The organism is Peptostreptococcus anaerobius VPI 4330 = DSM 2949 (genome assembly GCF_000381525.1).
Taxonomy (GTDB): domain Bacteria; phylum Bacillota; class Clostridia; order Peptostreptococcales; family Peptostreptococcaceae; genus Peptostreptococcus; species Peptostreptococcus anaerobius.
This window is the reverse complement of record NZ_KB906628.1, coordinates 1-26,281: the sequence shown is the minus strand read 5'-3', so window position 1 is coordinate 26,281 and position 26,281 is coordinate 1. Positions and strand designations below refer to the sequence as shown.

Genomic DNA, 26,281 nt, shown 5'->3' with positions numbered 1-26,281 from the left:
TTTCAATGTATAAATAAAATATAGTATATTTTACCATATAACTTACTACTTGTATTTAAAAAATAAGTAATGTATTATATAAAAGGGTATAAATATATTATTCAAAATAAAAATATAAGGAGTTAATATGGACAAAAATAGAATATCTACAATAAAAACAATTTTTTTAATAGCCTTTCTGGCCCTAGTAATACTCAACTTTACAAATATCTTAAATAATTTAGGTATACTTTTGGAGGTCTTGAGCCCAATAATGATGGGATGCGTTATAGCCTTTGTCCTAAATACTATAGTGACACCTATAGAGGACAAACTACTTTCAAGGATAGACAATAAGTTTATGAATAAGATCAAGAGGATGCTTTCAATCGTGCTTGCCTTATTAATATCCTTCTCCCTTGTCTTTTTGATTATGAAATTGATAGTTCCAGAGGTTAAAAATTCATTAGCAACTTTTGTAGTACAATTACCTGATATATATGAGATTGTCAAAAAAGAAATAATTAAGATAATACCTTCAGCTCAAGAAAACTTATCTTCTACAAATCTCAATGTCCAGGAAATAGCAAATAAGGGGTTTGAAACTGTAAGCGCTTGGGCAGGTGGTATATTCTCCCTTGTAAATTCAGTATTTGGAGTTTTGGCAAGTGTCGTAATGGCTAGTATATTGGCTATATACATAGTATCTAGCAAGGAAACTCTCACTAGACAATTTGATAAACTATTTAAAAAGTTTATCCCTGAGAGAATAATCAAACCTATGTATTATTTCTTTGATGTGTCAAACTCTACATTTAAGGCTTTCTTTACAGGTCAGTTTATAGAGGCCATTATATTGGGAGTCCTATGTACACTTGGTATGGCAGCACTTAGACTTCCGTATGCAAGCATGGTTGGATCATTCGTTGGACTAACTGCACTAGTGCCAATGGTTGGAGCATATTTGGGATGTATATTTGGATTTTTGATGTTGCTACCGGTAAGTCCTTTTAAGGCCATGGTATTTATAATATTCCTGTTGGTATTGCAGCAGATTGAAGGCAATGTAATCTATCCAAGGGTTGTAGGTTCTTCAGTAGGTCTACCTGGTATGTGGGTCCTAGTATCTGTAATAGTAGGTGGCGGACTATTCAATATGGTTGGTATTTTCTTCGGAGTACCGGTAACGGCTGTAATATACAAGATATTAAAAGACCAGGTCAATAGCGGTTCAACCAAAATTGCCGACAGGGTTGAAAACTTTATTGAAGACATGACAAAAGACCCCAACGATGATGGTGATTGCGACTGCAGTACAATCTGTCAAAATCTAGACCCTAAACTTGAGGTTCTAACAAACCAAGAAAATAAACACGATGTAAATATAGAAATAGAAAACCTATCTATAAATAAAGACCAATAGAAATATCCGTCAGACGATTAAAAATCTCTAACACTGTAAAATAAAGGACCTTGCAAGTTCGCTATCCAAAATAAAGGCTTAAAATCAACTACTAACCTAGATTTTTGGAACAGCCTAATTTGCCTGGTCCTATTTTTTATATATTTCTATATCATAAACCCCATCTCCATAACTCACCCTATGGATACAAACACTCTTGCCATAAGTTTTTAAGTTTATTATAAAGTCTTTAAAATCCAACTTATCTTTATTAAATTTAAGTTTATACAAGACATTTCTGTCAACTTCCTTGACTTCCATGCTGCATAAAGACTTATTATTTGAAATTAATTTATAGAAATTTATATCCTCACCTAGGTTTTTATATTTTATCCTTCCAGAGTAGTTATTAACTCCTAGATTTTCATCAGCAAGTTGGGTTTCCTTGATCATATTTTCCGTATCTTGAATCTTATTTTTTATAGGCCTTGCAAGAAAAATATTTATAAGTACTAACACTGCTAACATTAGGGCTATAATTTGATTTATCCTATTCTTTGCGAGTAACCTTATTTTAAATCTTGTCCTATCTTCACTTTTGGCACCAATTTTATTTTTTCCTAGTATACTCATATTGTCTACACCTCATTCATAATTATATAACTAAGCATTTTCTTACTTTGCCTTACCTTGCCTAATATTGTTCACTAAGTATTGTATTAATCTTATAAATCCTATCCTCCTAAATTACTTGAACTTAGCCTTAACATAGATGTAATTTATTAGCTTCTCTTTTTTAATTGTTTTTTCTCTTTTGACTGTTTTTTCTTTTTTAAGAGTATTTTCATTCTCTTCCTTGTTTTCACCGTCAGCATTTTCAGGATTTTGCTTTTCTTCAGGGTTTTGCTTTTCTTCAGGGTTTTCCTTTTCTTCAACCACTACCCTTTCTTCTATCTGTAACTTATCCTCTTTTTCATATACCGATACTAATATAGCTGATTTAAATTCTTTATTAGACACTATAGTGTCTAGTTCTTTTTTACTACCTACCCTAAACTCTATTTCAGTTTCGTCCTTACTTGAGTTTAGTGATATGATCCTATCACCTAAAATTGATATAATAGACTCTAGTTTTTCAAAATCTACACCGTAAATATTTTCTTTAGACTTACCTGAATATATATCATCTTTTGATGTTTTTATTAGCTTATTTTTCTCTATATTATCCAGTTCTGATAAACTAGTTTGGAGTCTATTGTAGTTTAAAAATGACGTAAGTAGTACTATAAATAGGGCAATGAAAATTATGTTAATTGCTATGGCTTGATAAGGCAAGACTTCTTTATCTCCCCTATATATACTAGTATTTTTATATTTATTTATAAAAATTAAATCTGATAAAAACTTTTTTCTATTTACATCTTTCTTACTAACATATATCTCTAACAAGTCTTGAACTGAGGTATCTGTGACATCTGATATTTTTAGATTTTTTAAATTTCCAATAAGATGATTTTGAATATCTCCTATTAACTTAATACATCCATTTTCTTCAAGAAATCTAAGTAAGTTATCATCTATTTCCTCTGTTATTACTAGCGACTTTACTATATTGAAATTTTCAACCACAGCTAAAACTATATCTCTTTCCCTTGCTTCTAAAATTGAATACTTGTCTTCATTAGCTGAAATACCTCCTATATATGCCTCTATAAGATCCAAGTCGAGTATTATTTCATCGATTTTTAGTCCTATAAATTCCGCTATATCCTTCATAAATTTTATAAGTGCTTTAGGGAATAGGGTAATATTAATTTTTTTAATTTGGTGATCTAACTCATCTAAGTCCCTTCCTATTTTTTTATCAAGACCTAAATTTTTATCCTTATATGATATCTTATAGTCTTCTGTATAGATATTATAAAATTGCTGCATTTCAAAGTTTATAATTTCGAGTATCTCCCTCCTTTTAGCCTTAACAGGGACATCTATCTCCTTACAAATTTCTCCAAGCCCCTGACATACAAAGGTTACACTCTCTATATCTTTTAAGTTTTCAATACTGCTTTTTATATTTTTCCCAATTTCATATGAGATCTGCTTGTCGAAGTTACCTCCTATATCAAGGAATCTATAAGGACAGAAAATTCCCTTACAAAACTTATTCTTACCTTCCATTTCTATTATCCTATATCCATTGGTTTCAAATAATAAATATAATTTTTTAAGTTTTTTCCTGTCCATTATAGAACCTCCTTGTCTAAGCCCACCTATTCTAAGTATCACTTATGATTTACTTAGCTTTTGCGGCGCTTAAGATTTATTTAGTTAAATTACCGCTTATGATCTACCTATTTTAAGTATTACTTATTTTAAGTACCACTTATTTTAATTGCTACTGATTTTCAGCAGAACTTGCGTCTGGTTTTGGATAAAAAATGGATTTGTCAACTTTTACAGTAACTTCTCCCTTATCGATTACAATCTCATAGTCACCACTTAAAGATTGTGGTTTTGGTACAGTTTGAATATATTTAGAGTCCTTTAACTTTTTAGGATCCTTAGAATCTGTCTCTGACTTACCATCTCCCAAAGACATATATGCAGCCATTGCTAGGTTAGATGCATTTGCATAGTCAGCATTTAATTTTGCCTTTTTCTGTGCATCTCCAAAGCTAATAGCTACTATACCCGCTAATATCCCTATTATACTAATAACAATTATCATCTCAATCAGTGTAAATCCAGGTTTTTTCTTATCATTAGTATAATTATTAGTTCCAGCGTTTTTTGCTAATTCTTGAGAATATAATTTTCGATTATTTTTTTCTCCTAATTTAAAGTTAAAGTTTCGATTAATGCAATTTTCCTTAGTAAACAACACTATACTCCTCCAATCTAAAATAATAATATTTAACCAACTTCCTAGGATATGGAAGATATCATCTCAAACATAGGTCTAAGGATTGATATCAAGACACTACCAATCATTATCCCCATAACTACTAACATAATCGGTTCTATTAGTCTTGTTGCATTTTCAAGTTCTCTATCCAATTCTTGTTCATAGTATTTACTAATAGAAACCAAACTACTATCAAATGACCCAGACTCTTCTCCAGCCAACATCATAGATATAAATACTTGAGGAAAAATCCCTGTTTTTGCAAGGGCCTTGCTCACCGGACTCCCCAGCTCTATGTATGACTTAGCTAGGTTCATCTTGGTATGAAAATACTTAGACTCAAGTGTATTAGTGGCTATATCAATAGAGTCTTCTATGTTGACACCGCTAGCTATAAGTATAGATAAAGCTCTGGAAAATTGGTCGCATATATAAATCTGATTTATCTTACTTATTCTTGGAAGCTTAAAAAGCAACCTATCAATATAGTTTTTTATTTCACCACTACTGCTAATACTCTTTATCAAATAAATTATGCCTATAGTTAATAAAATTAATAAAAGTAAATAGTATTCTCTTATGAACCTTGATAGTTTAAATATAAATATACTTTCCATATTTATACCGTCATAGGATTCAAATGCCTGTTCAAAGTTAGGAACAACGTAGACAAGCATAAAGACAAAAGAAAATATGGAAACTACTAGTAAAATTATAGGATAAAGACAGGCTCCAATAATCTTAGATCTTAACTTGGTCTGCCTCTCATAATAAAATGACATCCTATTAAATACATAGTCTATTTTTCCACTTATCTCACCTGCCCTGACCATATTAACAAAAAAATTCGTAAAATAAGTTGATAAGGCAAATGATTCAGCCAAAGTTTTACCGTTTTTTATAGACCTAAGAGTCCTTTTAACACCCTCTTCAACCGTTCTTGATGATGATGTTATCAATATTTCTAAACAGGTGATTATATCGCACCCTGAACCCAACATACTTGATAACTGACTAGATATTACTTTCAATTCTTTACTATTTATTTTTTTCCTTGATAGAATCCTCATATGTAATCATCCCATTTTCAATTGCAATTTTTCTTAGGCTTATATCGTCATAACCAGCCTTTATACCATCTTTGATTTTTTGACCTATTTCAACAATTTCATATATCAATGTCCTCTCTTCACCCTCATAGCCATTGTAAATAAGTTTTTTCTTAACTAGTCTCTGAGCTATAACACCAATTAAACCAGCGTTTATCATGTAGGGTTCAATCCCCATATCCTTTAGTCTAGATATGGTCGATATCGCATCGTTAGTGTGCAGTGTAGTTATTACAAAATGCCCTGTAATTGCAGACCTAATCGCCAAATCTGCTGTTTCCTTGTCCCTTATCTCTCCAAGTACAATAATGTCTGGATCCTGTCTTAAAATGGACTTTAAACCGGTGTCAAACCTTAAACCTGCCTTATTGTTAACCTGAATTTGGTTTATTCCATCAAGCTTGTACTCAACAGGGTCCTCGATTGTAGTTATATTAATCGATTGTCCTCTTAGTCCATTTAACAGAGAGTAGACAGTGGATGATTTACCACTTCCTGTTGCACCAGCCACAATTAATATCCCACACCGCCTTTTCATAATAGAGTCTATTTTTTTGATGGCATTTTTGGAAAAACCTAGTTCTTCCTTGGTCTTGATAAATTTATTGTGGTCCAATAGCCTTAGAACTAATTTTTCTCCATAAACTGTAGGTAGTGTACTCAGCCTTATGTCCACCTTGTAAGTGCCCTCTTCGTACCTGAACCTACCATCTTGAGGCAATCTTTTTTCTGTTATATCACACAAGGCCTTTAATTTTATTAGTGTTGCTATTTTGGGCAGATCATCTAAGACCATCCTGTCTATTAAAATCAAGTCGCCATTAACTCTATATCTCAGTCTAACTTCTCTAGAATTGGGTTCTATATGTATGTCGCTAGCTCCCATTTTTATTGCATTTTCAAGTATTGAGTTCATAAGAATATTTACTTCATCATTAATCTCGTTTGTATCAAGACTATAATTATCATCTATCAACTTTTTTATTTGAGTTTTAGACGACTTTACGACATCAACCTTTCTTTTTGAAAACTTCTTTATATCACTGATTTTCTCCAGATCATAATTCTCCATTAAGACAACAATTCTGTCATTGTCAATTTCTTTTGGAAATACAAGGTTTTTTCTTGCATAAGTCTCTGGTATTATTGTAGATAGTATCTTATCCATATTTTCCCCCTTATTTTCCACTTATTATATCCAAATATTAATAGTCAATATAAATAAAACTTAAACCAAAAAAGAGCATATTAATAGCGATATTTCCATATTTTGAAAACCTCTATTAATATGCTCTTTTATATACAAATAATGATTTACTTAATAGTAGAATTAATCATCAATAATCTTTCTGTCTAAATATTTATTCCAAACTAACAATACATGCCATATATTTAAACTGATAATACATGGTCTATGTCTAAACTAACAAGGCAACTCCTATAACTGATAATACGGCTCCAAATATCTCAACCTTAGTAATATTTTCCTTAAAATAAAACCTACTCACTGGTATTATCATTATTGGTGACATAGCCATAAGTGTAGACGCTATTGCAACCTTAGTGTACTTTATAGCGAACATAGATAACACAACCCCCATAGTCGTACCAATAATGGCATTACCAAAGTTGACAGTTAAACCCTGCCTACTTGTAAATATCCTTCTTACATCCATCCATTTCCTGCCTAGACTGCATATTATGACTATACCTATAAGTCCACCAAGTAATCTTATCTCTGTAGCTGCAAGTGGTGGTACATCACCTAATCCTGCTTTACTTAATATGACCCCTAGCGCCTGTCCAATAGATGCCAAGAATGCAAAAACCAAGCCCCTAGGGTCTCCTTTTACCTTCATATTTGAATTGCCACCCTTTGCTATTACAAGCATTATAGCAAAAATAACAATTAACATTCCAAATATACTTTTACTACTCAACCTTTCAGCAAACAAGATCCTACCCAAAATAGCCGCTAAAACAGGTGATATGGAAAATATCAACAAGGTCAATTGAGCTCCAATTCGTGTAAATGCGCTCATTAAAAAAGAATCTCCTAGTGAGAATCCTATCAAACCAGACATTGCTAGAAAAAACAAGTTGTTGAATCCTACGTTTCCAATAGCTCCTATGCCATTAAATAATACTACTAATAATCCTATAGTTACTAAGGCCGTCACCTGTCTCGCAAAATTCATTGAAACGGCAGAAAATGATTTTCCTTTCCTCTCTACAATACTACTACTAATCGTCCAACAAAATGATGCCGCTAGAGCTGTAAGTTCTCCTAAAAACATAAATCCTCCTAAAAATTTACTTTACATTTTTATTATAGCTTGTTTTAATTATAAAATCTATATCCAGCCTGTTTTTCTTTAAAAAGAAAAACACCGGAAAACCGGTGTTTTTCCCGATCTATACCTCGACTTATGATAAGGATAGATCTATGAAGTTTAATAATTGAACATAGACTCTACCTATTACCTATAAGAGAACGTATAGTATAGATAAAGTTCGATGATCGAATCGGCGAGTTTATAAGTTTTAAATATCTTACTTGTATTCTTTCATTAGTTCTTCAAATACTGCAAGTGACTTTTCACACTTTTCAGTTTCAACACAGTAAGATAATCTCATATGAGCCTTTGAACCGAATCCTGTTCCAGGTACTACTAGCATGTCGTGTGCCTTAGCCTTTTCAGAGAACTTTTCAGAATCTCCATCTGGAGCTTCTATGAATAAGTAGAATGCACCAGCTGGCTTAGCAACATTGTATCCAAGTTTGATAAGTCCATCATATAGAAGGTCTCTGTTCTTCTTGTATACATCAAGGTTTGGTTCTATACCAACACATCTTTCAACTACCATCTGGAATAGAGTTGGTGCACAAACGTAACCAAGTACTCTTGCAGCTCCACCAACAGCAGCCATAAGCATTTCATCATCTACTTCACTTGGAACTAGTATATAACCAATTCTTTCACCAGGAAGTGATAGTGACTTAGACCAAGAATAGCATATAACTGTATTCTTATATAGGTTTGGTATAAATGGAACTTCAAGTCCATCTATAAGAACTAATTCTCTATATGGCTCATCAGCTATAATGTATATTGGATGACCATATTCTTTTTCCTTAGCTTCTAGTAATTCAGCTAGAGCCTTCATTTCATCTAATGTATAAACAACACCTGATGGGTTATTAGGAGAGTTAACTATTATAGCCTTAGTATTTGGAGTAAGAGCTTCCTTAACACCTTCTACGTTTAGCTGCATATCATCTTTACAAGGAACTAGAACCTGCTTTCCTCCCTGTCCATTAATAAATACTGTATATTCTGGGAAGAATGGGGCAAGAACCATTACTTCATCTTCTGGAGATGCTATTAAAGCCTTTAATGTAATGTTTAGAGATGCAGCAGCACCACAAGTCATTAATAGGTTGTCCTTTGTATATTTTGTTCCGAATCTCTTGTTAAGGTCGTCAGCTATAGCTGTTCTACAACCGTCATGACCTGCACCTGAAGAGTAACTATGGTATACTCTTGGAGCATTGTTTTTGATTATATCAACGATAGCGTCCTGAACTTCCTGTGGAGCAGGTACTGATGGGTTACCTAAAGAGAAGTCTAATACGTTTTCCGCACCTATTTCCTTAGCTCTCATAGCACCAAATCCTGCAAGTTCTCTAATAACAGACTTAGCTGTTCCTAACTTAACCATATCCTGAGAAATCATAATATTACCTCCTAAACCTTAAATAAATTAATAAAAACCTTATCTTTGTTTTCAATATACCGTCCCTACCGAAGTAGAGACGATATATTTGTTTTATAATGAATTTTCAAATTTTTTACAATGAAATCAACCAATATTATTCGATTGGGTCATTTATTGTCTTTCCAACTTTACCTACCATGCTTATTACTGTTAGAATTACTGAGCAAACAACAGCTGGTAAAATCCATTCGAAGCCAAAATTACCAAGTGGTAGAGCCTTTAGAGCTGCTGCAGGACCTGCTAGTAGAGTACCACCTCTCATTACTGAAGCAAGGTTAATACTTTCTATTAGGGCTACTGCGAATGCACCTATAACTGCACCAGTATAAGTCCAGTTGTACTTAATCTTCTTGTCAAATATTGACATAACTATTAGAACTATTATTACCGGATATATAGCTGATAGTATTGGAACTGCTATTGCTATAAGTCCTTCAACACCGATTAGCGAAAGAACGAATGCTATTGCTGTTGCTACCATTGCTACATACTTGTAAGGTAGTTTTCCGTTAGATATAGTATCGAAGTAGTTACCACAAGTTGAAGTTAGACCTGTAGAAGTATTCAAACAAGCAAGTGCAACTGCAACCCCCATGAAGACCTTACCTATGTTACCTAGCATCAATTCAACCATTCCTATAAGTAAAGCTGTTCTTTCAGTTTCACCATTGAAGTGTCCACCTACTGTAGCACCAGCATATGTTAAACCACCATATACTAAAGCAAGTAGTATGAAGGCAACTATACCTATCTGAGCACTGGCCTTGAACTGTACTTCTTTGTCTGTATATCCACGTCTTAATAAGTCTGATATAACTATACCAGCCATTAGAGGTGATCCAAGAGCATCCATTGTCTGATAACCTTCATAGAATCCGTTAGTGAATAATCCAACCTGTCCAGTTGCAACCTTTGGGTCTGGAGGATTAACTATAGATATAATTACTATTAGGGCTAGTATAATCAATAGAGCAGGAGTCAAATACTTTCCTATTATATCTATAACCTTACCTGGATTTAGTGTTAGGTAAAGTGTTATAGCAAAGAATACTACACAAGTTGCCCAGCTTGGTACGCTTGGGAATAATGAATGTACAAATATTTCGTGAGTTGTAGCACCTGTTCTAGGAACGCAAAAGAAAGGTCCAATTGTCAATATTGCTATTGTACCAATTAATTTTGCAAACTTAGGGCTAACTCTCTTACCTAAATCATCAGCTCTACCACCTAATCTAGCTGTAACTATAACACCTAGTATTGGTAAAACCGGGTCAGTTAGTAAGAAACCAAACATAGCTTTGTACCACTGGTCACCAGCTAATACACCCAAATGCGGAGGGAATATTAAGTTACCAGCGCCAAAGAATATCGCGAATAAAGCAAAACCACAAACTATAACGTCTTTTCTTTTAATTTCCATACTCGTCACCTTTTCTAATCATAAAATTGGCGAAATGCCTAGTCTTATAGACCATTAACTACATTGTTTGGTCTTTCTCCGTTCATTACCTTAACCATATCATCGTATGACCACTTAGACATTCTTATGAACGCATCATCAGTAGTACCAGCGATATGAGGAGTAATAGATAATCTAGCCTTACCTGCTTCTGTTAAGTTGAATAGAGGATGATCAGCACTTGGTGGCTCTGGAGCTATAACATCTAGTCCAGCGAATACCCTACCATTGTTTAGAGCTTCAGCTAAATCTTCATTGTTCACTATTTCGCCTCTAGCAACGTTGATGATTATTGCATCTTGCTTCATCTTTTCTATTGTTTCCTTACGAACCATATTTCTAGTAGAATCTAGAACTGGAACATGGTAAGAGATGATATCACATTTTTCAAGTATTTCATCATATGTACAATATTTGATATCATTTTCCATTTCGTAAGCTTCGTCAGCTCTGAAAACATCATAGTACATGATTTCACAACCAAAAGCCTTTAACATCTTAACAGCGGCCTTACCTATAGCACCTAATCCAACAAGTCCTATAACTCTAGAGCTAAGTTCACTCTGTCCTTTTACCTGATATTCCTTAAAGCTTTCATTAAATCCATCAACGCCCTTTGCCTTTATCTTAGCATCAGCTTCTGGCATTCTTCTAAGTGAAGTTATCATGTGTCCTACTGCTAATTCAGCAACTGGAACAGCGTTAACGGCCCTATTATTGCATACATAAATACCTTTTTCCTTGGCAGCTTCTAAGTCTATCTTATCGAAACCTACTCCAAGCGAATGTATAAGCTTACAGTTATCAAGTTGTTCAATTACTTCTCTTCTGAAGTAGTCAACTGGACCACAGAACACTATATCAGCATCCTTACACTGCTGAGCAAGTTCTTCATCAGAGCAAGGATAATTAATATATTGGAAATCCCAACCTTCTGGCTTCTTAACACCAAATCTTTCTATAATGTTCTTGTTACAAGTGACTCTAACCTTTACCATTACTTCGCCCCCTTAAAAATTAAAAATATAAAAAAACTAAATTAAAAATGTTATTTTTTTAACAACGCCATTAAAATTTTTTAAAGAAGTTATCATCGTCTAATCTACATGGCTGTTGTTAAATAGCTTAACTATAAAGCAGACTGTAGGAATATACCTAGGTTAGTTCGATTACCTAGGTATATTATACTACATAAAATGAGATTTTACTATATAATTTTAAATATTTTTTATAATATACTAAAAATTATGTAAATAATTTAAACTCTTTTTAAACAGTCTGTTTCATTTTTATCAATTTCAATACTGATTGTTTATCAGCAGTATTAATTACATATCAGCCTTTGAAGCCTTTATAGCCTTAACCTTTTCTATTACTAGAGGTATTATCTTATGAAGATCTCCAACAACACCTAGGTCAGCTACATCAAATATCGGTGCATGAGCATCCTTATTTATAGCTACTATAAATTCAGATTCTTCCATACCAGCCAAATGCTGTATAGCTCCTGATATACCACAAGCCATGTATAGGTCTGGTCTTACTGTCTTACCAGTCTGTCCAACCTGTCTTTCTCTTCCTATCCATCCAGCGTCAACGTTAGCTCTTGATGATGTAACTAGTCCGCCTAATTCATCAGCAAGTTCCTTTAATACGTCGAAGTATTCTGGGCTTCCTATACCTCTACCACCTGATACAAGAACCTTAGATTCAGTTATATCAACCTTAGCGTTAGTTTCTTTAACTACTTCTCTAATCTTTATGTTCATGTCAGCTGGAGTGAATTCTACCTTAAATTCTTCAACTTCACCAGTTCTAGAGTCATCCTTTGGAAGAGCTTCCATAACACCTGGTCTTACTGTTGCCATCTGAGGCCTGAATTCCTTACAAACTATTGTAGCCATGATGTTACCACCGAAAGCTGGTCTAGTCATAAGAAGAAGCTTAGTTTCTGGATCTATCTCTAACTTAGTACAGTCAGCTGTAAGTCCAGTATGTACTCTTGCAGATACTCTAGGAGCAAGGTCTCTACCTATTGAAGTAGCACCGTAAAGTACTATATTAGGATGCTTTGCCTCTATTACTGCATTAAGAGCCTTTGTATATGGTTCTGTTGCATATGTTTCTAACATTGGATCATCTACGCATATTACCTTGTTAGCTCCATGGCTTATAAGATTCTGGGATAGACCCTTTATATTATTACCAAGCACAACTGCTACAACGTCCTGTTCAAGGTCTGCAGCTAGCTTGTTTGCTATACCTATTAATTCGATGCCCACTTTTTGTGCGACGCCATCGACCTGTTCAACTACTACATAAATATCTTTGTTCATTAGGTTATCTTCCTTTCAAATTTATTATTATAATATCTTTCAATACTAAAGTACTATTATATAAAGTACTTTTCCTGTAGCTTAGCTACTATTGCATCTGCAGCTTCTTCAGGAGTTAGGCCTTCTAACTTAACGCCCTTACCCTTAGCCTGCTTTGTGAATGATTTTTTAACGTTTGTAGGTGAACCCTTTAAACCGATATTTGAAAGGTCAAGGTTTTCTTCTATATCCTTAAGTCCCCAAGTCTTAATGTCCTTCTTGTAGGCGTTGAATATACCAGCTATTGACATATATCTTGGAGTTATTTCCTCCGCTAGTGTTGTTATTAGACAAGGTGATTCTAGTTCGATTGTATGGTATCTATCTTCGAACTGTCTCTTAACTATGAACTTGTCTCCTTCAACTTCTAAAGATTCTACATAAGATACCTGTGGTATATGTAGATGTTCAGCTATCTGAGGACCAACCTGTGCTGTATCTCCATCTATTGCCTGTCTACCAGCTATTATTATGTCATATTCTAAGTTTCTAAGTGCACCAGCTATTGTTGAAGATGTTGCCCAAGTGTCGGCACCACCGAATGCTCTGTCAGTTACAAGAACTGCATCATCAGCACCCATTGCTAATGCTTCCCTAAGTGCTAGCTCTGCCTGTGGAGGTCCCATTGATACTACTGTTACAGTAGATCCTGGTACTGATTCCTTTATCTGTAGTGCTAGTTCAAGACCTGCTTTATCGTCAGGGTTGATTATACTAGGTACACCATCACGAATCAAAGTATTCTTCACAGGGTCAAGTTTTACCTCTGTTGTATCTGGTACTTGTTTAATGCAAGCTACAATTTTCATCTATCTATACCTCCCCTTATTTCAATACACTTGATGCTATTACCATCTTCTGAACTTCTGAAGTACCTTCGTAGATTGAAGTTACTCTTATGTCTCTGTACATTCTTTCGATTGGATATTCCTTAATGTATCCATATCCACCATGTATCTGAAGAGCCTTGTCTATAACCCACTTAGCTTCTTCAGTAGCAAATAACTTAGCCATTGAAGCTTCCTTATCTGCCTTCTTTCCTAAGTCCATCTTGTATGCTGCATCGTAAACAAGGTGACGCATAGCTGCTATCTTTGTTTCCATTTCAGCTATCATGAACTGAGTGTTCTGGAACTTAGCTAGTGATTTACCAAACTGATGTCTAGCCTTTGCATACTTGATAGCTTCTTCCATAGCACCTTCTGCAAGACCTAGAGCCTGGCAAGCAATACCAAGTCTACCAACGCTTAGAGTCTTCATCGCATTGATGAATCCCTTACCTTCTTTTCCTAACATAGCATCCTTAGATACTCTAACGTTGTCAAGAACAACATCACTAGTTGGGCAACCTATCATACCCATCTTGTTTTCTGCCTTACCAAAAGATACACCTTCTAACTTAGTATCAACTATGAAAGTAGATATACCCTTAGCACCTGCTGATGCGTCTGTCTTTGCAAATACTATTACATAATCAGATACTGGAGCACCAGTTATGAAAGTCTTTCTTCCGTTTAGTATGTAATCATCTCCATCCTTTTCAGCAGTTGTTAGGATAGAAGCTGCGTCAGAACCAGCTCCTGGCTCAGTAAGACCAAATGCAAACATCTTTTCTCCTGTAACCATTGGTCTAAGATACTTTTCCTTCTGTTGAGGTGTACCATCAACAAGGATAGGAGTAGACTGAAGAGAGTTAGGAGAAGATATCCAGATTGTAGATACTCCAGATGCCTTTGATAATTCTTCCATTACTATTGCATATGAACGGTGGTCTCCACCAGAACCGCCAAATTCCTGAGGTATTTTGATACCTAAGAAACCAGCAGCAGCCATTTTTTTGTAAATTTCCATAGGGAATTCGCTTGTTTCATCAACTTCTTCTGCAGTTGGTTTAATTTCATTTTCAGCAAATTCTCTTGCTAGCTGACGAACTAACTCATGTTCTTTTTCGAAAATCATAGATTGCCTCCTTAAATTTTTACAATTTTTACTATATCATGTCTGCAAAAGTCTGCAATGCAGTTTTTGCTTGTTCGAAGTTAGTCATTTGCTGATCTACTTCAACTAAGATGTGCATATATCCAGCCTCTTCTAGCTGTTTTCTAATGATTGGGTAGTCAAATTCATCTGAATCAGAGAATTTAGATAGTAGGTATACTACACCATCTGCATCGTATTTTTTAGCCTTATCGATGATTATCTGTCCTCTTAGTTTTTCTGGATCGTATAGCAAAGTACTTCCTTCAATATCTGAAATCCACTTAGACAACGCCTTTATTGGGTTACCAGTAGCTTCATCAACTAAATAATCAAACTGTCCTGATTCGTGGTTTATGTTGTCAGCAACAATACCAAGTTTAAATTCTTCAAATATCTTTAATATTTCAGGACTGTTAGCTAGTAGTCCAGTAGTTACAATCTTCTTACCATCAAATTTTTCTTCTGGCATAGCTGAAAGTTCAGCGTTGATTGCTTCTACTATTTCTAAATGTTCAGCCTTGTCCATTAGGCATGCACTTGACATTACCTTAGCTCTTAGGCTAGGAGTAACTGTATTTAAGTGTTTAGCTGCAAGGTCTGAGAATGCCTGCATAGCTTTTCTGTGCTTGTTGTATAAAACGATTGCTTCTTCTATCTGAGCATCTTCTATCTTCTTTCCAGCTATTTCTTCTAACTGTACTTTTAGCTTTTCATACTGTCTAGCATTGTAAACTATACCAGCTTCTATCTTTCTGTTCTGTCCATATCCTATATATAATGCTGGAACATTCTTTACAGCTCTTTTCCAGTTCTGGCTAAGTCCCTTTAGTCCGTCACTTAGACCTGGTAGAATCATTCCTGACATCTTATCAAGCTTGCCTTCTAGACCTAGATCTAAAAGTCTTAAGATGATTGATACGTAGAAAGCTGGGAAATATTCTTTTGCAAGAGTTACTTCACCCTCTGCTCCCCATATTGCCATAGGAATCATACCTGATGCGTATACAAGTTCTTCTGGAGCATATACTGGCGCGCAACCAATAACTTTCTTACCATCAGCAACATATTTATCTATCTGCTCTAATGGACATACAGCAAGTTTTCCAAATAGTTCTTCTAAGTTACTCATCTAGTTTTCCTCCTTCATCTTTGCAGCTTTGTTTGCTTCCATAACTTCTATTAGACCCTGTACTCTTGTGTCGTACTGTGCTTCTGAGAAGTTTCTTGGGTCAGCCTGATCACCATCGAATGTAGCTGTTGGTATACCAGTTCTTTCTCTTATTTCTCTTTCCATTTCGTACATGATACCAGACCACTGCTTACAGCTTCTGTTTATATGTATCAACATACCGTCTATATTATTTTCTTCTATAACCTTAAGTCTCATATCTAATGATCTTTCATAAGATATTGCATTAGGAGTTCCACAATAAGCCTGCATTAATTCATAAGTATTGTCGTAGATGTATCCGAATGCATCTGCATAAACAGTACCACAAACGTTTACTCCTGAATCCTTTAGCTGCTTAAATGTATGTCTTAGGTGTGGCCAACAAGCTATACCTTCAAATAGTACTCTGTACTTTTCTTCTCCCTTGAATGTAGACTTACCAGTCTTTACATTTTCATCAAATTCTTCAGCTAGCTTTTCAAATGCTATTGCTGATTCTTCCTTACCTCTAGCACATACAGCAACTGCCATATGGTTGAATACGTCAAATCCTGAGAATGGTGATGGAGTGTACTTAGCATATCCAGTAGCCTTTAACCAAGCTCTACCTGTTCTCTGAGATATTGCCATTACTTCTTCGAACTTCTTTTCATCCCACTTTTTACCAGTTAAGTCTTCTAACTGCTTTATAGCGTGATCGAACTGTCCTCTTAAGTATTCTACTCTGTCATCGCCTGCTTCATAGTCATTGTTATATGGCACGTCAACAAGGATTAGAGGTATATTTAGTTCTTTAGCTATATTTTCATACCACTTGATCATACAGTTACAGATATTGTTACAGCATGCAACAAAGTCTGGCTGAGGCATATTTAACTCTGGAGCATCTTTAACGTCCATGTATGCTAGAGATATTCTAGCGTAAGCACATATGTCGTTTGAATATCCTTCGTTTTCTGCGATTTCGCACATTCTCTGTCCACCACCCTTAGCAGAAATTGCTGCTGCCTGGTTTTCAGGGAATACAACCTTGATATCCATTGTTTCAAATATTTCCTGTGGGAAGTTAGAAGCACACCAACCAACTTTTTCGCCTCTTTCTTTAGCTTCCCAAGCTTCCTTATAATGTTTTGCAACTATCTCGCCTAACAATACTTTTGCCGGCTTTTCTTCAACTGCACCTGTGTTACTCATAATAAAGCTCCTTTCTAATTTTCCTTCAGATACTCATCGTAAGCGTACAATGCCGCTCCAATTGCGCCTGCCAACTGAGAAATTTCCGAAATCATGATATCTGTTTCTAACTCTTCGCTAAGTGCCCTTACTATTCCTGAGTTCTTAGTAACACCACCAGTCATAGCGACTGGAGTTGTTAATCCACCTCTCTTAGCAAGACCTGCAACTCTTGTAGCAACAGAAGCGTGTATACCCCTAATTATATTAGGAATAGGTATTTTCTTAGCCATACAAGATATTACTTCTGATTCTGCAAATACTGTACAAGTTGAAGATATTGGTGTTTTTTCAGTTGCTAACTTGTCTAAGTCACCTAGTTCTGCTAGCTTAACATCAAGTACTCCAGCCATAACCTCTAAGAATCTACCTGTACCAGCTGCACATTTATCATTCATCAAGAAATTTGTCATCATACCTTTGTCATTTAGTTTTAGTACCTTTATGTCCTGTCCGCCTATATCTATAATAGTTCTTACAGGTCCGAAGATATATGTACCACCCTTAGCATGACAGCTAAGTTCACTCATAGTCTTCTTTGCACTGTCGTAAGAATTTCTACCATATCCTGTGGAAACAATCACATTCAGATCTTCGAACTTGATACCACAGTCAGCTAGTACCTTTTCTATAACCTGATCGGCACCTTTAGTACCGGCGCCAAGATTGACGACGCCGCTACTAACTAAATCTTTACCATTCTTAAGCACTACACATTTAGATGATGTTGATCCAATGTCAATACCCATTGTGTATATATCACTCATATTTTCTACCTTCTCTACTATCACTTATATTTCTTATCTCTATTTGTCTTCCCAAACATATAGAGTCTTGTCTTCTAACATCTGCTTGATGTCTTCATCAGAGTATCCTAACTCCTTCATTACTTCAACACCATGTTCACCGATGTATGGTCCTCTGTTGTATGGAGTAGGTCCCATTTCATGGTACTTAACTGGGTGCTTACAAAGTATTCTTTCACCACTTGGATACTTCATCTTGTAGAAGCAGTCATTTGCCCATGCCTGTTCATCTTCTAATAGTTCTTCCCAATTCTTAGCTAGAGCAAATGGGATGTCAGCATCTGTAAGTACCTGTGACCATTCGCTAAAGTCTCTTTCTCCAAACCTAGCCATTACTCTATCATATACTGTAGTTCCTAGGTCGTTTGCATGTAAGTTCTGCACTGGGAAGAATCTTTCATCTTCTACTATATCCATAAGCTCTAATGCTGTTAAGAACTTTTTGAAGTAAGTATTGTAGTCAGGCATACAAGTCTGAACATATCTTCCGTCCTTAGTCATCCAACAAGCGTTAAATGGATTGTTAGCTTCTCTTATATTTATTGGATATGGAGTACCGTAGTCAGGATACTGAGCAGCCTGAACCATCATACCCATATTGAATATTGCTGATTCGAATAAACTTGTTTCAACCTTTTCACCTTCGCCTGTTAATTTAGCGTGATATAATGCAGCAAGTACACCTGCAGCTAGGTTGATACCAACATTGTGGTCACCAAGTCCTGGAACAACGTTCATTGGAACATCAGATTTCTGTCTAAGGTTTTCAAGATATCCACCTCTAGCAAAGAAAGCTGTAAAGTCGAATCCTGGAAGATCCTTATCAGGACCGTATTCACCATAACCTGTACAAATAGCGTATACAAGGCTTGGATACTTAACCTTTAGTGTTTCATAGTCAAGTCCAGCTCTCTGTAGTGCCTGTACTCTCCAGTTTGTTATAAGTATATCTGCATCATCAAGTAGCTTAAAGAAAGCTTCTTTACCCTTAGGATCCTTCATATTTAGAGATATACATCTCTTATTAGCATTTTCTAATTCCCAAGTTGTATTTTCGTGCATATCAAGCGGTCTACCTTCAGTTGGAGCCGTATATCTTAGTGGGTCTCCCTTTGCACTTTCAATCTTTATTACATCTGCACCTAAGTCAGCTAAAAATCTTCCTGTAGTTGCAGCTGCTATAAAGTTTGCAAGTTCTATTACCTTTACTCCTTCTAATGGTCTCTTTCTTGTGCTCATTACATTACCTCCCAAAAAATAATATTCAATGAATTACAACAAATTAATGATATTTATTTAAGTTTTTCATTAACAATCTCTTTTAAAGCCTTTTCGTTTATCTTACCTGTCGCATTCCTAGGAAAAGACTCGATAAACACAAAGTATTTAGGTATCTTGTAGGAACTTATACTATCTCTCATATATTCCTTTATTTTCCCTACCATTTCATCATCTTGTCTACCTTCGATTACCGCAACAATCTCTTCTTGTAGGACATCTGATTTTACACCTATAACCAATACATCAAGTTTATTGTTATAGTCTTTGATGCATTCTTCTATTTCCTGAGGGGATATGTTTTCCCCACCTCTTATAATTAGATTTTTCCTTCTACCTACAATATATAAGTAAGAGTCTTCATCCATATAAGCCAAGTCTCCTGTCTTCAACCAACCATCTGGTCTAACAGCATCACAGACAACAGGATCCGATGAAAGATAGCCACTTGTGACATTGTATCCCTTCACGAATATCTCACCGACTTGTCCCCTTGGACATTCCTTACCTGTGTCTAAGTCTATTATTCTAACATCTATATGGTCTATAACCTTGCCAGCAGAAACCGCCTTTTTTTCAATACTGTCTTCGTAGTCTGATATTGAAACACAAGGTGATGCTTCAGTAAGTCCATATGACGTCTGTAATTTCATTCCCTTTAATTTATTACATATTCCTATATAATCTTCCTTGTATATAGGTGAACCGGCTATTATACCACTCTTCAAACTTGAGAGATCAAACTCATCAAACTTAGGATTCTTTGTCATAGCCAAAAACATACTCGGAACACCATTTAATACTGTACATTTGTATTTTTCTATCGCTTCACATACGCTCACCGTCTTGTACTTGTCTAAAAGAGTTACAGTCATTCCAGCTATCAAACTGGTCAATAAGCTCACATTGACTCCAAAACAGTGAAATAGAGGGACAACTAAACACATACTGTCTTTTTCTGTCCATCTCATTTGTTCACATACTTCTCTGGCATTATTAACAAGAGATCTATGTGATAATATTACACCCTTGCATATGTTGGTAGTACCTGATGTAAATAGGATACAAGCAGTATCTTCAGAGTTTGGTTTGTCAAATATACCTCTTTTGATTTTACACTCTCTCTTTTCTATTTTCATCCACTCTTCATATGTGTGCTCTATTTTGTAAAAATTAACTTTTTTCAAGTCGCTTCTCTTCTTTAGCTTTTCTACTATAAGATCACAAGTATAACCTGTACACACAGTAGTATAAAAAAGAAACTTCATGTCAGCAATTTTTATACAGTCATATAATTCTTTTTCCTTGTAGCAAGAATTAATCAAAACTGCAACAGCACCTATCTTCTGTAGAGCAAAAAATATTATAATCCAACTAGAACTATTCACACCATAAATACCAACCTTATCTCCTTTTTTAACACCCTGTTCAAGAAGGACTAAGGCTAGCTTACTAGTTATATTATTAACATTTTTCCACGTATAAATCTCCTCTCCATGTCTAATAAAGGCACTCTCCGGAGTCATTTCAGCCCTATCTTCTAGATACTCACTTATTGTTTTATTTGTTAATTCCACAACTGCCTCCCATCAGAATCCATAACCTTGTATACCAAAAGTCTATAGAATAAATGTTTTCACAAGGTTTTCACCATAAGTTTTATCAATCATATGTAAAAAAAACCATAAAACCTACACAAATATTTTATGTTTCAGTACACTTGTATACCAGTTATGTCTACAAGATTATTCTACCACTTTTATCTAGATAAGTAAATAACCTAAGTGACTTTTGTTAAAAAAATTTTAACAAAGTTTTTCACTGTTTATATATTAGATACTAAAATTACTAATCCCATAATCAACTAGACTAAAGGCCTAGTTTTTTAGTCATCTGTTTTCACATAGTGAAGAAATTCTTTATTGAATCCTATAACGGCTGATATTGTATCTATATGCTTGGACATACAATCCATAGCCCTAGACACGTCGTTGTCCTTTATAGCTGCAAGTATTTCTTTGTGCTCGTCTACAAGGTGTGATATCCTGTACCCAGACTTGACGTACACTTTTCTCCATCTACTTATATGAAGTAGCTGCTCATTTAATGTTTTAAGTACGTTTTTGTTTTCAACACTCAATATTATGCACTCATGAAATGCTTCATCAAGTTCCTTGAACTCTGATATATATTCACTTGCATAGTAAAATCTTTCCTGTTCATTCACATTTTCTTCCATCTTTTTGATAGTTTCTTTCATATTGCCTTTTGTCATGAACCTATAAAGCATCTCCTTCTCGATAGCTATTCTTATGAGAAGGGCCGTTCTAATATAATCAAGGTCTATCTTACTTACATATGTGCCCCTCTGAGGGTAAACTACCAAAAATCCATTTTGCATAAGTCTGGCAAACGAATTCCTAACAACTGACCTAGACACTCCATATACCTCAGAAATAGCATTTTCACTTATCTTCTGACCAGGCTCAAGCTCAAGGCTAATTATTCTGTTCAGAAGATCGATGTATATTTCTTCTGCAGTATTAGGCTTACTCATATTATATCATCCCCATCTAGTCTTTTATACTAGTATACCACCTTGATAAATTTAAATCAATATAAAAAGCGCAAGTAATAACATATTGTATATACTTGCACTCTTGTATTTTTATTATCTATTCACTTTATTTTTTAACTCTAAAATCGAATTATACCCTAATTTTCTTGTGTTGTTGTGTTTATATTATTTTCATCCGATTCCTTAGATTCATTCTCTTCATCTATATGATACTTTCTTATAAGGAATAGCCCACCTATTGCTACTACTCCTAAAAATATCTCAAGCATACCATCTGTTTTTGGTAGTAAAAGCATCTTCCTAGCTATGCCATACATCAAAACTTCTAGAAGGGCAGACTGCTTGTGTAGGGTTAGCATTATAGCTATCTCTACCCCAATAACCAAGAGCAAGATATGAGCGAATATACCATTTAACTGGCCGTAGTCTATCGGATGGTTGTAGTCTACTATATATGTAGCATAAATCACCCTAAGCGTATCGAAAGTTCCCAGTAAAACAACTAATAGTATCACTATAGCCAGTATCATTTCAAATGATATAGCCATGTTTAATACTTTCTTTTTCATTTTTTTTCTAATCAATATACATCCTCCATATTTTTATATTATTTTATAGCCGATTAAATATTATTTACTATCACCTAAGCAAGCTGTAGTACAAACCTAGCTATCAAGGTAACAAATATTAACGACAAAATTGTCCTCTCTATAAATATAATAAAAATCTCTGCGACATTAACAGGTATTCTAGAACCTATTATCAATGCCCCTACCTCACTCATATATATAAGCTGCGTAACAGATAAAGTAGCTATAACAAACCTAGTAAGCTCACTCTTAATCTCTGCGCCTGCAATAATTGACGGAATAAACATATCAGTAAATCCTACTAGCACAGTCTTTGAAGCTGCTACTGGCTCTGGCAATTTCAATAACTCTAAAAGTGGTATAAATGGCTGTCCAATTATCTCAAATATAGGAGTATAATTTGATATTGCTAGGGCAATAGTACCAAATCCCATTACTACAGGTAGCACACCTATCCACATATCAAGAGCATTTTTAACACCATTTTCCATAAACTTAACAATGCCCTCATGACCTTCAGCCTTAGATATAGCCTTGTGAAGTCCCCAAGAAAAATATGTTTCACCTAAAGGTATACTCTCGTCCAATACCTCACCATCGTTTATATACTTATCTTTTTTCATTGACAGAGGTGGTATTCTTGGTATTATAATAGCACATATAACACCCACTGCACATATAGTAATATAGTAGGGTACAAATAAGTTAGCCAAATCTACCTGTTTTAATACTACTAGGCAAAATGTTATTGAAACAGCTGAGAATGTAGTGGATATTATTGCCGCCTCTCTTTCAGAATAGAAGCCATCTTCATACTGCTTGGCTGTAAGCATAACACCTAGAGTACCATCTCCCAACCATGAAGTAAAGCAGTCAACCGCTGATCTTCCTGGAAGTGTAAAAATGGGCCTCATAAATTTAACAAGTAGCGTTCCAACAAATTCTAACAGCCCAAACTCCAATAACAAAGGAAGTAGCAAACCAGCAAAAACAAATATAACCAATAGAGTTGTAAGCAGATTGTTTAAAATAAAGTTACCAGTATCCTTAGATATTATAAATTCTGGCCCTACTTTGAAGTAGGACATCAAAACAAATATCATTGCAAGGATCCTAGTTATAAACCAGACTGGCGTTTGATCAAATAATCCCCTTACATAAGCAGATTTTGGTTTTACAATATTAAATTTCACCAACAAACTTCCAACCGCTGATACTATAAGAACCAATACTATAAATCCCGGAAGAATAGAGCCTATATGATTTTGTATAAATGAAGCAACAAATGCTATCGGAATAGTCACCTTGTCCTGATTTATCTCAGGATCAAACTCTTTAACTGGCAACATAAATATTATTATACCTATAATTGACGGTATCAAAAATTTAGCGTACTGTTCTAGGCTATAAGACCTTGTTTTTTTTATCTCTTTCATTTTTCATCCCCTTTCTCAAATTTTTATTATTTCTCTTCTTAATAACATACTTAATAATATACCATAAAAAACTACCTATAGTCTATATATACTAAAGGATTTATCCATCTTAGATAACTATTTTACTTGTGTTTTTATAATCATCGATGTATACTGAAATTGTCATACTTTTTGATTTATATATAAATGGAGGTAAGTAAAATGAGCAACGAGCAGAGAATCAGTGAATTTTTAACTAAGGCTGGAGTTTATTATCTAGCAACAGTAAATGGAAACGTACCAAAGTGCAGACCGCTAGGTTTTCATATGTTAATTGACGATACTATCTACTTTGGTGTTGGTGACTTTAAAGAAGTTTATAGACAGCTTCAAGAAAACCCAATGGCAGAAATATGTGCTACCATAAAAAATGATTTTATTAGATACTATGGCAAGGCTGTTTTTATTGAGGATAATGAAGAACTTCTTGAAAAAGCATTTGAAGTACTACCTATGATGAAGAAGATATATAATGAAGAAAGTGGATATAAATTGAAGTTATTCAAACTTGTTGATGCCACAGTAGAATATAGGGCTATTATCAAACTTGTGGAAAAGATAGAATTATAGATTTTTTATTTAAAAGCGGCTCAATAGAAATTAAAAAGACAAATATCTCGAAAAAGGCTTATGTACTCGCAACACATGGGCCTCTTTTTTTGTAGTTTAATCTGATTGCAGTACAATTGCAGTATTTGAGCATAAAAAAAGGGCTCTATGTCAAATAACGTTGGTGATAATTTAAATCAACAAAATCTATTAAAGTATGCGGCAGCATCCATAGCAAACTGATAACTATGGATGTTGCCCTTTTGTATCTTATACCTTTCCATTAGCATTATCCTTGCCTTAAAATTCCTAAAGCTCCTATATCCGTAGGATACTCTTTTAATTACCTTTATCTTATTATTTTTACCCTCGACCATAGCATTCGTATAGTCATATTTTAATGAATTAATCACATACTTTCTAAGCTTTTTAAGGCTTTTTATGCTCTTCCTAAAACACATTGGTATTTTATCAGTCCTAGTATTTAGAATGTCTTCAAGCATAGCCACATCGTTTTTAGAGATACTTAATAGGAAGTTTTGATAAAAATCATATGCTTCTTTTAAGTTGGGGAATTTTTTTAACATATAGTCTAATATATCAATTGAACTAGTCATATTTTTAAAGTGTCTATTCTTGTAAAAATATATCCTGTTTAATTCCCAGTTTTTCGTAAGTGGTATTTTCCAGTATCTTTTCAGTACTTTATACTCTCTAGACCTGGTATTAAGCTTCTTCATCTCATTTATTCTTAACTTGTTTAGTTCTCTTGTCAAGAGCTGTACTATGTGGAATTTATCGACCACAATATTGGCATTTGGAAAGGCCTTCTCGGCAAGATCAATATATGGCCTATACATGTCTGTAGTCACATATTCTACCCTTTTTCTGACCTTTAAGGGATATGAATTAAAGTGCTCAAAGAGGTATCTTTGTCTCCTATCCGCCAGGATATCAAAAATATGACCGCCTTCTAAATCAGTTAAATTTACACTCATAGACGCATCAACTGTATTTACTGACTTGAATTCGTCTATTGATAGAATCCTAGGAAGATAATTTTTTCTTCTCCTATCTTCAGTTAAACGGAGTATTCTGGCAACACTAGTAGGAGATACACAGTGTTCTCTTGCAATTAAGTCCATTGACTTAGTCTCACATAGGTTTAAAACTATTGACCTCTTAACATCATTCGATATGAAGCACCCCTTATCTACGATAGGCGTTTTGGCCATAAATGTTGACTTACAATGCTTACAGAAAAATCTCTGTTTTTTAACCATCAATATCAAGGGATTTGTATTAACCCTATTAAAAAATATTTTTACAGTCCGGCTTCCATTTTTAGTTATGTCATAATTTTCATTGACTATACCACACTTAGGGCAGCAAGTCGGCCTATATGAAAGCTTTCCCCTTAGGACTGTATATTCTATACCTTTAATCTTTTCTTTTTCGTTACCTAAAATTACTAAATTGTTATCGTTAATTCCCAAGATTTCTGTTATACTAGCATTAGAATACATATCATTTCTCCTTGTTTTTTTATTTGTAGTGATTTAAATTATACATGAGATTTGATGTGTATTCTTCTTTTTTTGCAAAAAATTTA

General features: G+C 34.5%; 23 protein-coding genes. 2 read left to right on the top strand and 21 right to left on the bottom strand.

Annotation, left to right across the window (positions count from 1 at the left end):
• The first annotated feature begins 127 nt into the window (after positions 1–127).
• Positions 128–1,402, top strand: a complete 1,275-nt coding sequence (locus F823_RS0107370) for an AI-2E family transporter (protein ID WP_002844929.1) — start codon at positions 128–130, stop codon at positions 1,400–1,402.
• 129 nt (positions 1,403–1,531) lie between these two features.
• Here the strand turns inward: F823_RS0107370 and F823_RS0107365 are convergent, their stop codons facing one another.
• The 20 genes from F823_RS0107365 to F823_RS0107270 all read right to left on the bottom strand — a co-directional run bounded on the left by F823_RS0107365 (position 1,532) and on the right by F823_RS0107270 (position 24,081).
• Positions 1,532–2,014, bottom strand: coding sequence for a hypothetical protein (locus F823_RS0107365; protein ID WP_002844928.1), 483 nt, complete (start codon positions 2,012–2,014; stop codon positions 1,532–1,534).
• A 114-nt stretch (positions 2,015–2,128) separates the two neighbouring features.
• Entirely contained in the window at positions 2,129–3,625 is a 1,497-nt protein-coding gene (locus tag F823_RS0107360; protein WP_019595549.1) for a hypothetical protein, read from the bottom strand.
• A 151-nt stretch (positions 3,626–3,776) separates the two neighbouring features.
• Entirely contained in the window at positions 3,777–4,265 is a 489-nt protein-coding gene (locus tag F823_RS0107355) for a prepilin-type N-terminal cleavage/methylation domain-containing protein (RefSeq protein ID WP_002844926.1), read from the bottom strand.
• Between the two features lie 41 nt (positions 4,266–4,306).
• Positions 4,307–5,356 (bottom strand): type II secretion system F family protein, encoded by a 1,050-nt coding sequence (locus F823_RS0107350; RefSeq protein WP_002844925.1) that lies wholly within the window; start codon positions 5,354–5,356, stop codon positions 4,307–4,309.
• Positions 5,325–6,563, bottom strand: a complete 1,239-nt coding sequence (locus tag F823_RS0107345; protein WP_019595548.1) for a GspE/PulE family protein — start codon at positions 6,561–6,563, stop codon at positions 5,325–5,327. The genes F823_RS0107350 and F823_RS0107345 overlap by 32 nt, the downstream gene beginning before the upstream one ends.
• A 250-nt stretch (positions 6,564–6,813) precedes the next feature.
• On the bottom strand, positions 6,814–7,692 hold the full coding sequence (locus tag F823_RS0107340) for a DMT family transporter (RefSeq protein WP_002843900.1): 879 nt from the start codon (positions 7,690–7,692) through the stop codon (positions 6,814–6,816).
• Between the two features lie 256 nt (positions 7,693–7,948).
• Complete coding sequence (locus F823_RS0107335; RefSeq protein ID WP_002843919.1) at positions 7,949–9,133, bottom strand: pyridoxal phosphate-dependent aminotransferase; 1,185 nt, start codon at positions 9,131–9,133, stop codon at positions 7,949–7,951.
• Between the two features lie 136 nt (positions 9,134–9,269).
• Positions 9,270–10,595 carry a branched-chain amino acid transport system II carrier protein gene (gene brnQ, locus F823_RS0107330; RefSeq protein WP_019595547.1) on the bottom strand — a complete coding sequence of 442 codons (1,326 nt, stop codon included), beginning with the start codon at positions 10,593–10,595 and terminating at the stop codon, positions 9,270–9,272.
• A 44-nt stretch (positions 10,596–10,639) separates the two neighbouring features.
• Complete coding sequence (locus F823_RS0107325) at positions 10,640–11,632, bottom strand: 2-hydroxyacid dehydrogenase (RefSeq protein WP_002843937.1); 993 nt, start codon at positions 11,630–11,632, stop codon at positions 10,640–10,642.
• Between the two features lie 330 nt (positions 11,633–11,962).
• Entirely contained in the window at positions 11,963–12,970 is a 1,008-nt protein-coding gene (locus tag F823_RS0107320; RefSeq protein WP_002843909.1) for an electron transfer flavoprotein subunit alpha/FixB family protein, read from the bottom strand.
• A 56-nt stretch (positions 12,971–13,026) separates the two neighbouring features.
• Complete coding sequence (locus tag F823_RS0107315) at positions 13,027–13,818, bottom strand: electron transfer flavoprotein subunit beta/FixA family protein (protein ID WP_002844920.1); 792 nt, start codon at positions 13,816–13,818, stop codon at positions 13,027–13,029.
• Positions 13,819–13,834: 16 nt separating this feature from the next.
• Positions 13,835–14,968, bottom strand: coding sequence for an acyl-CoA dehydrogenase family protein (locus F823_RS0107310; protein ID WP_002844919.1), 1,134 nt, complete (start codon positions 14,966–14,968; stop codon positions 13,835–13,837).
• Positions 14,969–14,999: 31 nt separating this feature from the next.
• Positions 15,000–16,118 carry a 2-hydroxyacyl-CoA dehydratase subunit D gene (locus F823_RS0107305; RefSeq protein WP_002844917.1) on the bottom strand — a complete coding sequence of 373 codons (1,119 nt, stop codon included), beginning with the start codon at positions 16,116–16,118 and terminating at the stop codon, positions 15,000–15,002.
• On the bottom strand, positions 16,119–17,354 hold the full coding sequence (locus F823_RS0107300) for a 2-hydroxyacyl-CoA dehydratase subunit D (RefSeq protein ID WP_002843897.1): 1,236 nt from the start codon (positions 17,352–17,354) through the stop codon (positions 16,119–16,121).
• Positions 17,355–17,368: 14 nt separating this feature from the next.
• On the bottom strand, positions 17,369–18,160 hold the full coding sequence (locus F823_RS0107295) for an acyl-CoA dehydratase activase (protein ID WP_019595546.1): 792 nt from the start codon (positions 18,158–18,160) through the stop codon (positions 17,369–17,371).
• A 39-nt stretch (positions 18,161–18,199) separates the two neighbouring features.
• Positions 18,200–19,438, bottom strand: coding sequence for a CaiB/BaiF CoA transferase family protein (locus F823_RS0107290; RefSeq protein WP_002844915.1), 1,239 nt, complete (start codon positions 19,436–19,438; stop codon positions 18,200–18,202).
• 53 nt (positions 19,439–19,491) lie between these two features.
• Positions 19,492–21,054 (bottom strand): class I adenylate-forming enzyme family protein, encoded by a 1,563-nt coding sequence (locus tag F823_RS0107285; RefSeq protein WP_019595545.1) that lies wholly within the window; start codon positions 21,052–21,054, stop codon positions 19,492–19,494.
• 308 nt (positions 21,055–21,362) lie between these two features.
• A complete protein-coding gene (locus tag F823_RS0107280; RefSeq protein ID WP_002843928.1) occupies positions 21,363–22,034 on the bottom strand; it encodes a GntR family transcriptional regulator in 672 nt (223 codons plus the stop codon).
• Between the two features lie 158 nt (positions 22,035–22,192).
• Positions 22,193–22,639: a phosphate-starvation-inducible PsiE family protein gene (locus F823_RS0107275; RefSeq protein ID WP_002843905.1), complete on the bottom strand. Its 447-nt coding sequence runs from the start codon at positions 22,637–22,639 to the stop codon at positions 22,193–22,195.
• Positions 22,640–22,698: 59 nt separating this feature from the next.
• A complete protein-coding gene (locus tag F823_RS0107270) occupies positions 22,699–24,081 on the bottom strand; it encodes a YjiH family protein (RefSeq protein WP_002844910.1) in 1,383 nt (460 codons plus the stop codon).
• Positions 24,082–24,282: 201 nt separating this feature from the next.
• Between F823_RS0107270 and F823_RS0107265 the strand changes: the two genes are divergently transcribed.
• Positions 24,283–24,690, top strand: coding sequence for a pyridoxamine 5'-phosphate oxidase family protein (locus F823_RS0107265; RefSeq protein WP_002843886.1), 408 nt, complete (start codon positions 24,283–24,285; stop codon positions 24,688–24,690).
• A 176-nt stretch (positions 24,691–24,866) separates the two neighbouring features.
• Here F823_RS0107265 and F823_RS0107260 read toward each other — a convergent pair whose 3' ends face one another.
• Entirely contained in the window at positions 24,867–26,195 is a 1,329-nt protein-coding gene (locus F823_RS0107260) for an ISL3 family transposase (RefSeq protein ID WP_019595544.1), read from the bottom strand.
• Positions 26,196–26,281 lie beyond the last annotated feature (86 nt).

Bases quoted from the DNA above. Each gene is read 5' to 3' on its own strand.
- F823_RS0107370 (WP_002844929.1), top strand. From the start codon at position 128: ATGGACAAAAATAGAATATCTACAATAAAAACAATTTTTTTAATAGCC.
- F823_RS0107365 (WP_002844928.1), bottom strand. From the start codon at position 2,014: ATGAGTATACTAGGAAAAAATAAAATTGGTGCCAAAAGTGAAGATAGG.
- F823_RS0107360 (WP_019595549.1), bottom strand. From the start codon at position 3,625: ATGGACAGGAAAAAACTTAAAAAATTATATTTATTATTTGAAACCAAT.
- F823_RS0107350 (WP_002844925.1), bottom strand. From the start codon at position 5,356: ATGAGGATTCTATCAAGGAAAAAAATAAATAGTAAAGAATTGAAAGTA.
- F823_RS0107345 (WP_019595548.1), bottom strand. From the start codon at position 6,563: ATGGATAAGATACTATCTACAATAATACCAGAGACTTATGCAAGAAAA.
- F823_RS0107340 (WP_002843900.1), bottom strand. From the start codon at position 7,692: ATGTTTTTAGGAGAACTTACAGCTCTAGCGGCATCATTTTGTTGGACG.
- F823_RS0107335 (WP_002843919.1), bottom strand. From the start codon at position 9,133: ATGATTTCTCAGGATATGGTTAAGTTAGGAACAGCTAAGTCTGTTATT.
- brnQ (WP_019595547.1), bottom strand. From the start codon at position 10,595: ATGGAAATTAAAAGAAAAGACGTTATAGTTTGTGGTTTTGCTTTATTC.
- F823_RS0107325 (WP_002843937.1), bottom strand. From the start codon at position 11,632: ATGGTAAAGGTTAGAGTCACTTGTAACAAGAACATTATAGAAAGATTT.
- F823_RS0107320 (WP_002843909.1), bottom strand. From the start codon at position 12,970: ATGAACAAAGATATTTATGTAGTAGTTGAACAGGTCGATGGCGTCGCA.
- F823_RS0107315 (WP_002844920.1), bottom strand. From the start codon at position 13,818: ATGAAAATTGTAGCTTGCATTAAACAAGTACCAGATACAACAGAGGTA.
- F823_RS0107310 (WP_002844919.1), bottom strand. From the start codon at position 14,968: ATGATTTTCGAAAAAGAACATGAGTTAGTTCGTCAGCTAGCAAGAGAA.
- F823_RS0107305 (WP_002844917.1), bottom strand. From the start codon at position 16,118: ATGAGTAACTTAGAAGAACTATTTGGAAAACTTGCTGTATGTCCATTA.
- F823_RS0107300 (WP_002843897.1), bottom strand. From the start codon at position 17,354: ATGAGTAACACAGGTGCAGTTGAAGAAAAGCCGGCAAAAGTATTGTTA.
- F823_RS0107295 (WP_019595546.1), bottom strand. From the start codon at position 18,160: ATGAGTGATATATACACAATGGGTATTGACATTGGATCAACATCATCT.
- F823_RS0107290 (WP_002844915.1), bottom strand. From the start codon at position 19,438: ATGAGCACAAGAAAGAGACCATTAGAAGGAGTAAAGGTAATAGAACTT.
- F823_RS0107280 (WP_002843928.1), bottom strand. From the start codon at position 22,034: ATGAGTAAGCCTAATACTGCAGAAGAAATATACATCGATCTTCTGAAC.
- F823_RS0107270 (WP_002844910.1), bottom strand. From the start codon at position 24,081: ATGAAAGAGATAAAAAAAACAAGGTCTTATAGCCTAGAACAGTACGCT.
- F823_RS0107265 (WP_002843886.1), top strand. From the start codon at position 24,283: ATGAGCAACGAGCAGAGAATCAGTGAATTTTTAACTAAGGCTGGAGTT.
- F823_RS0107260 (WP_019595544.1), bottom strand. From the start codon at position 26,195: ATGTATTCTAATGCTAGTATAACAGAAATCTTGGGAATTAACGATAAC.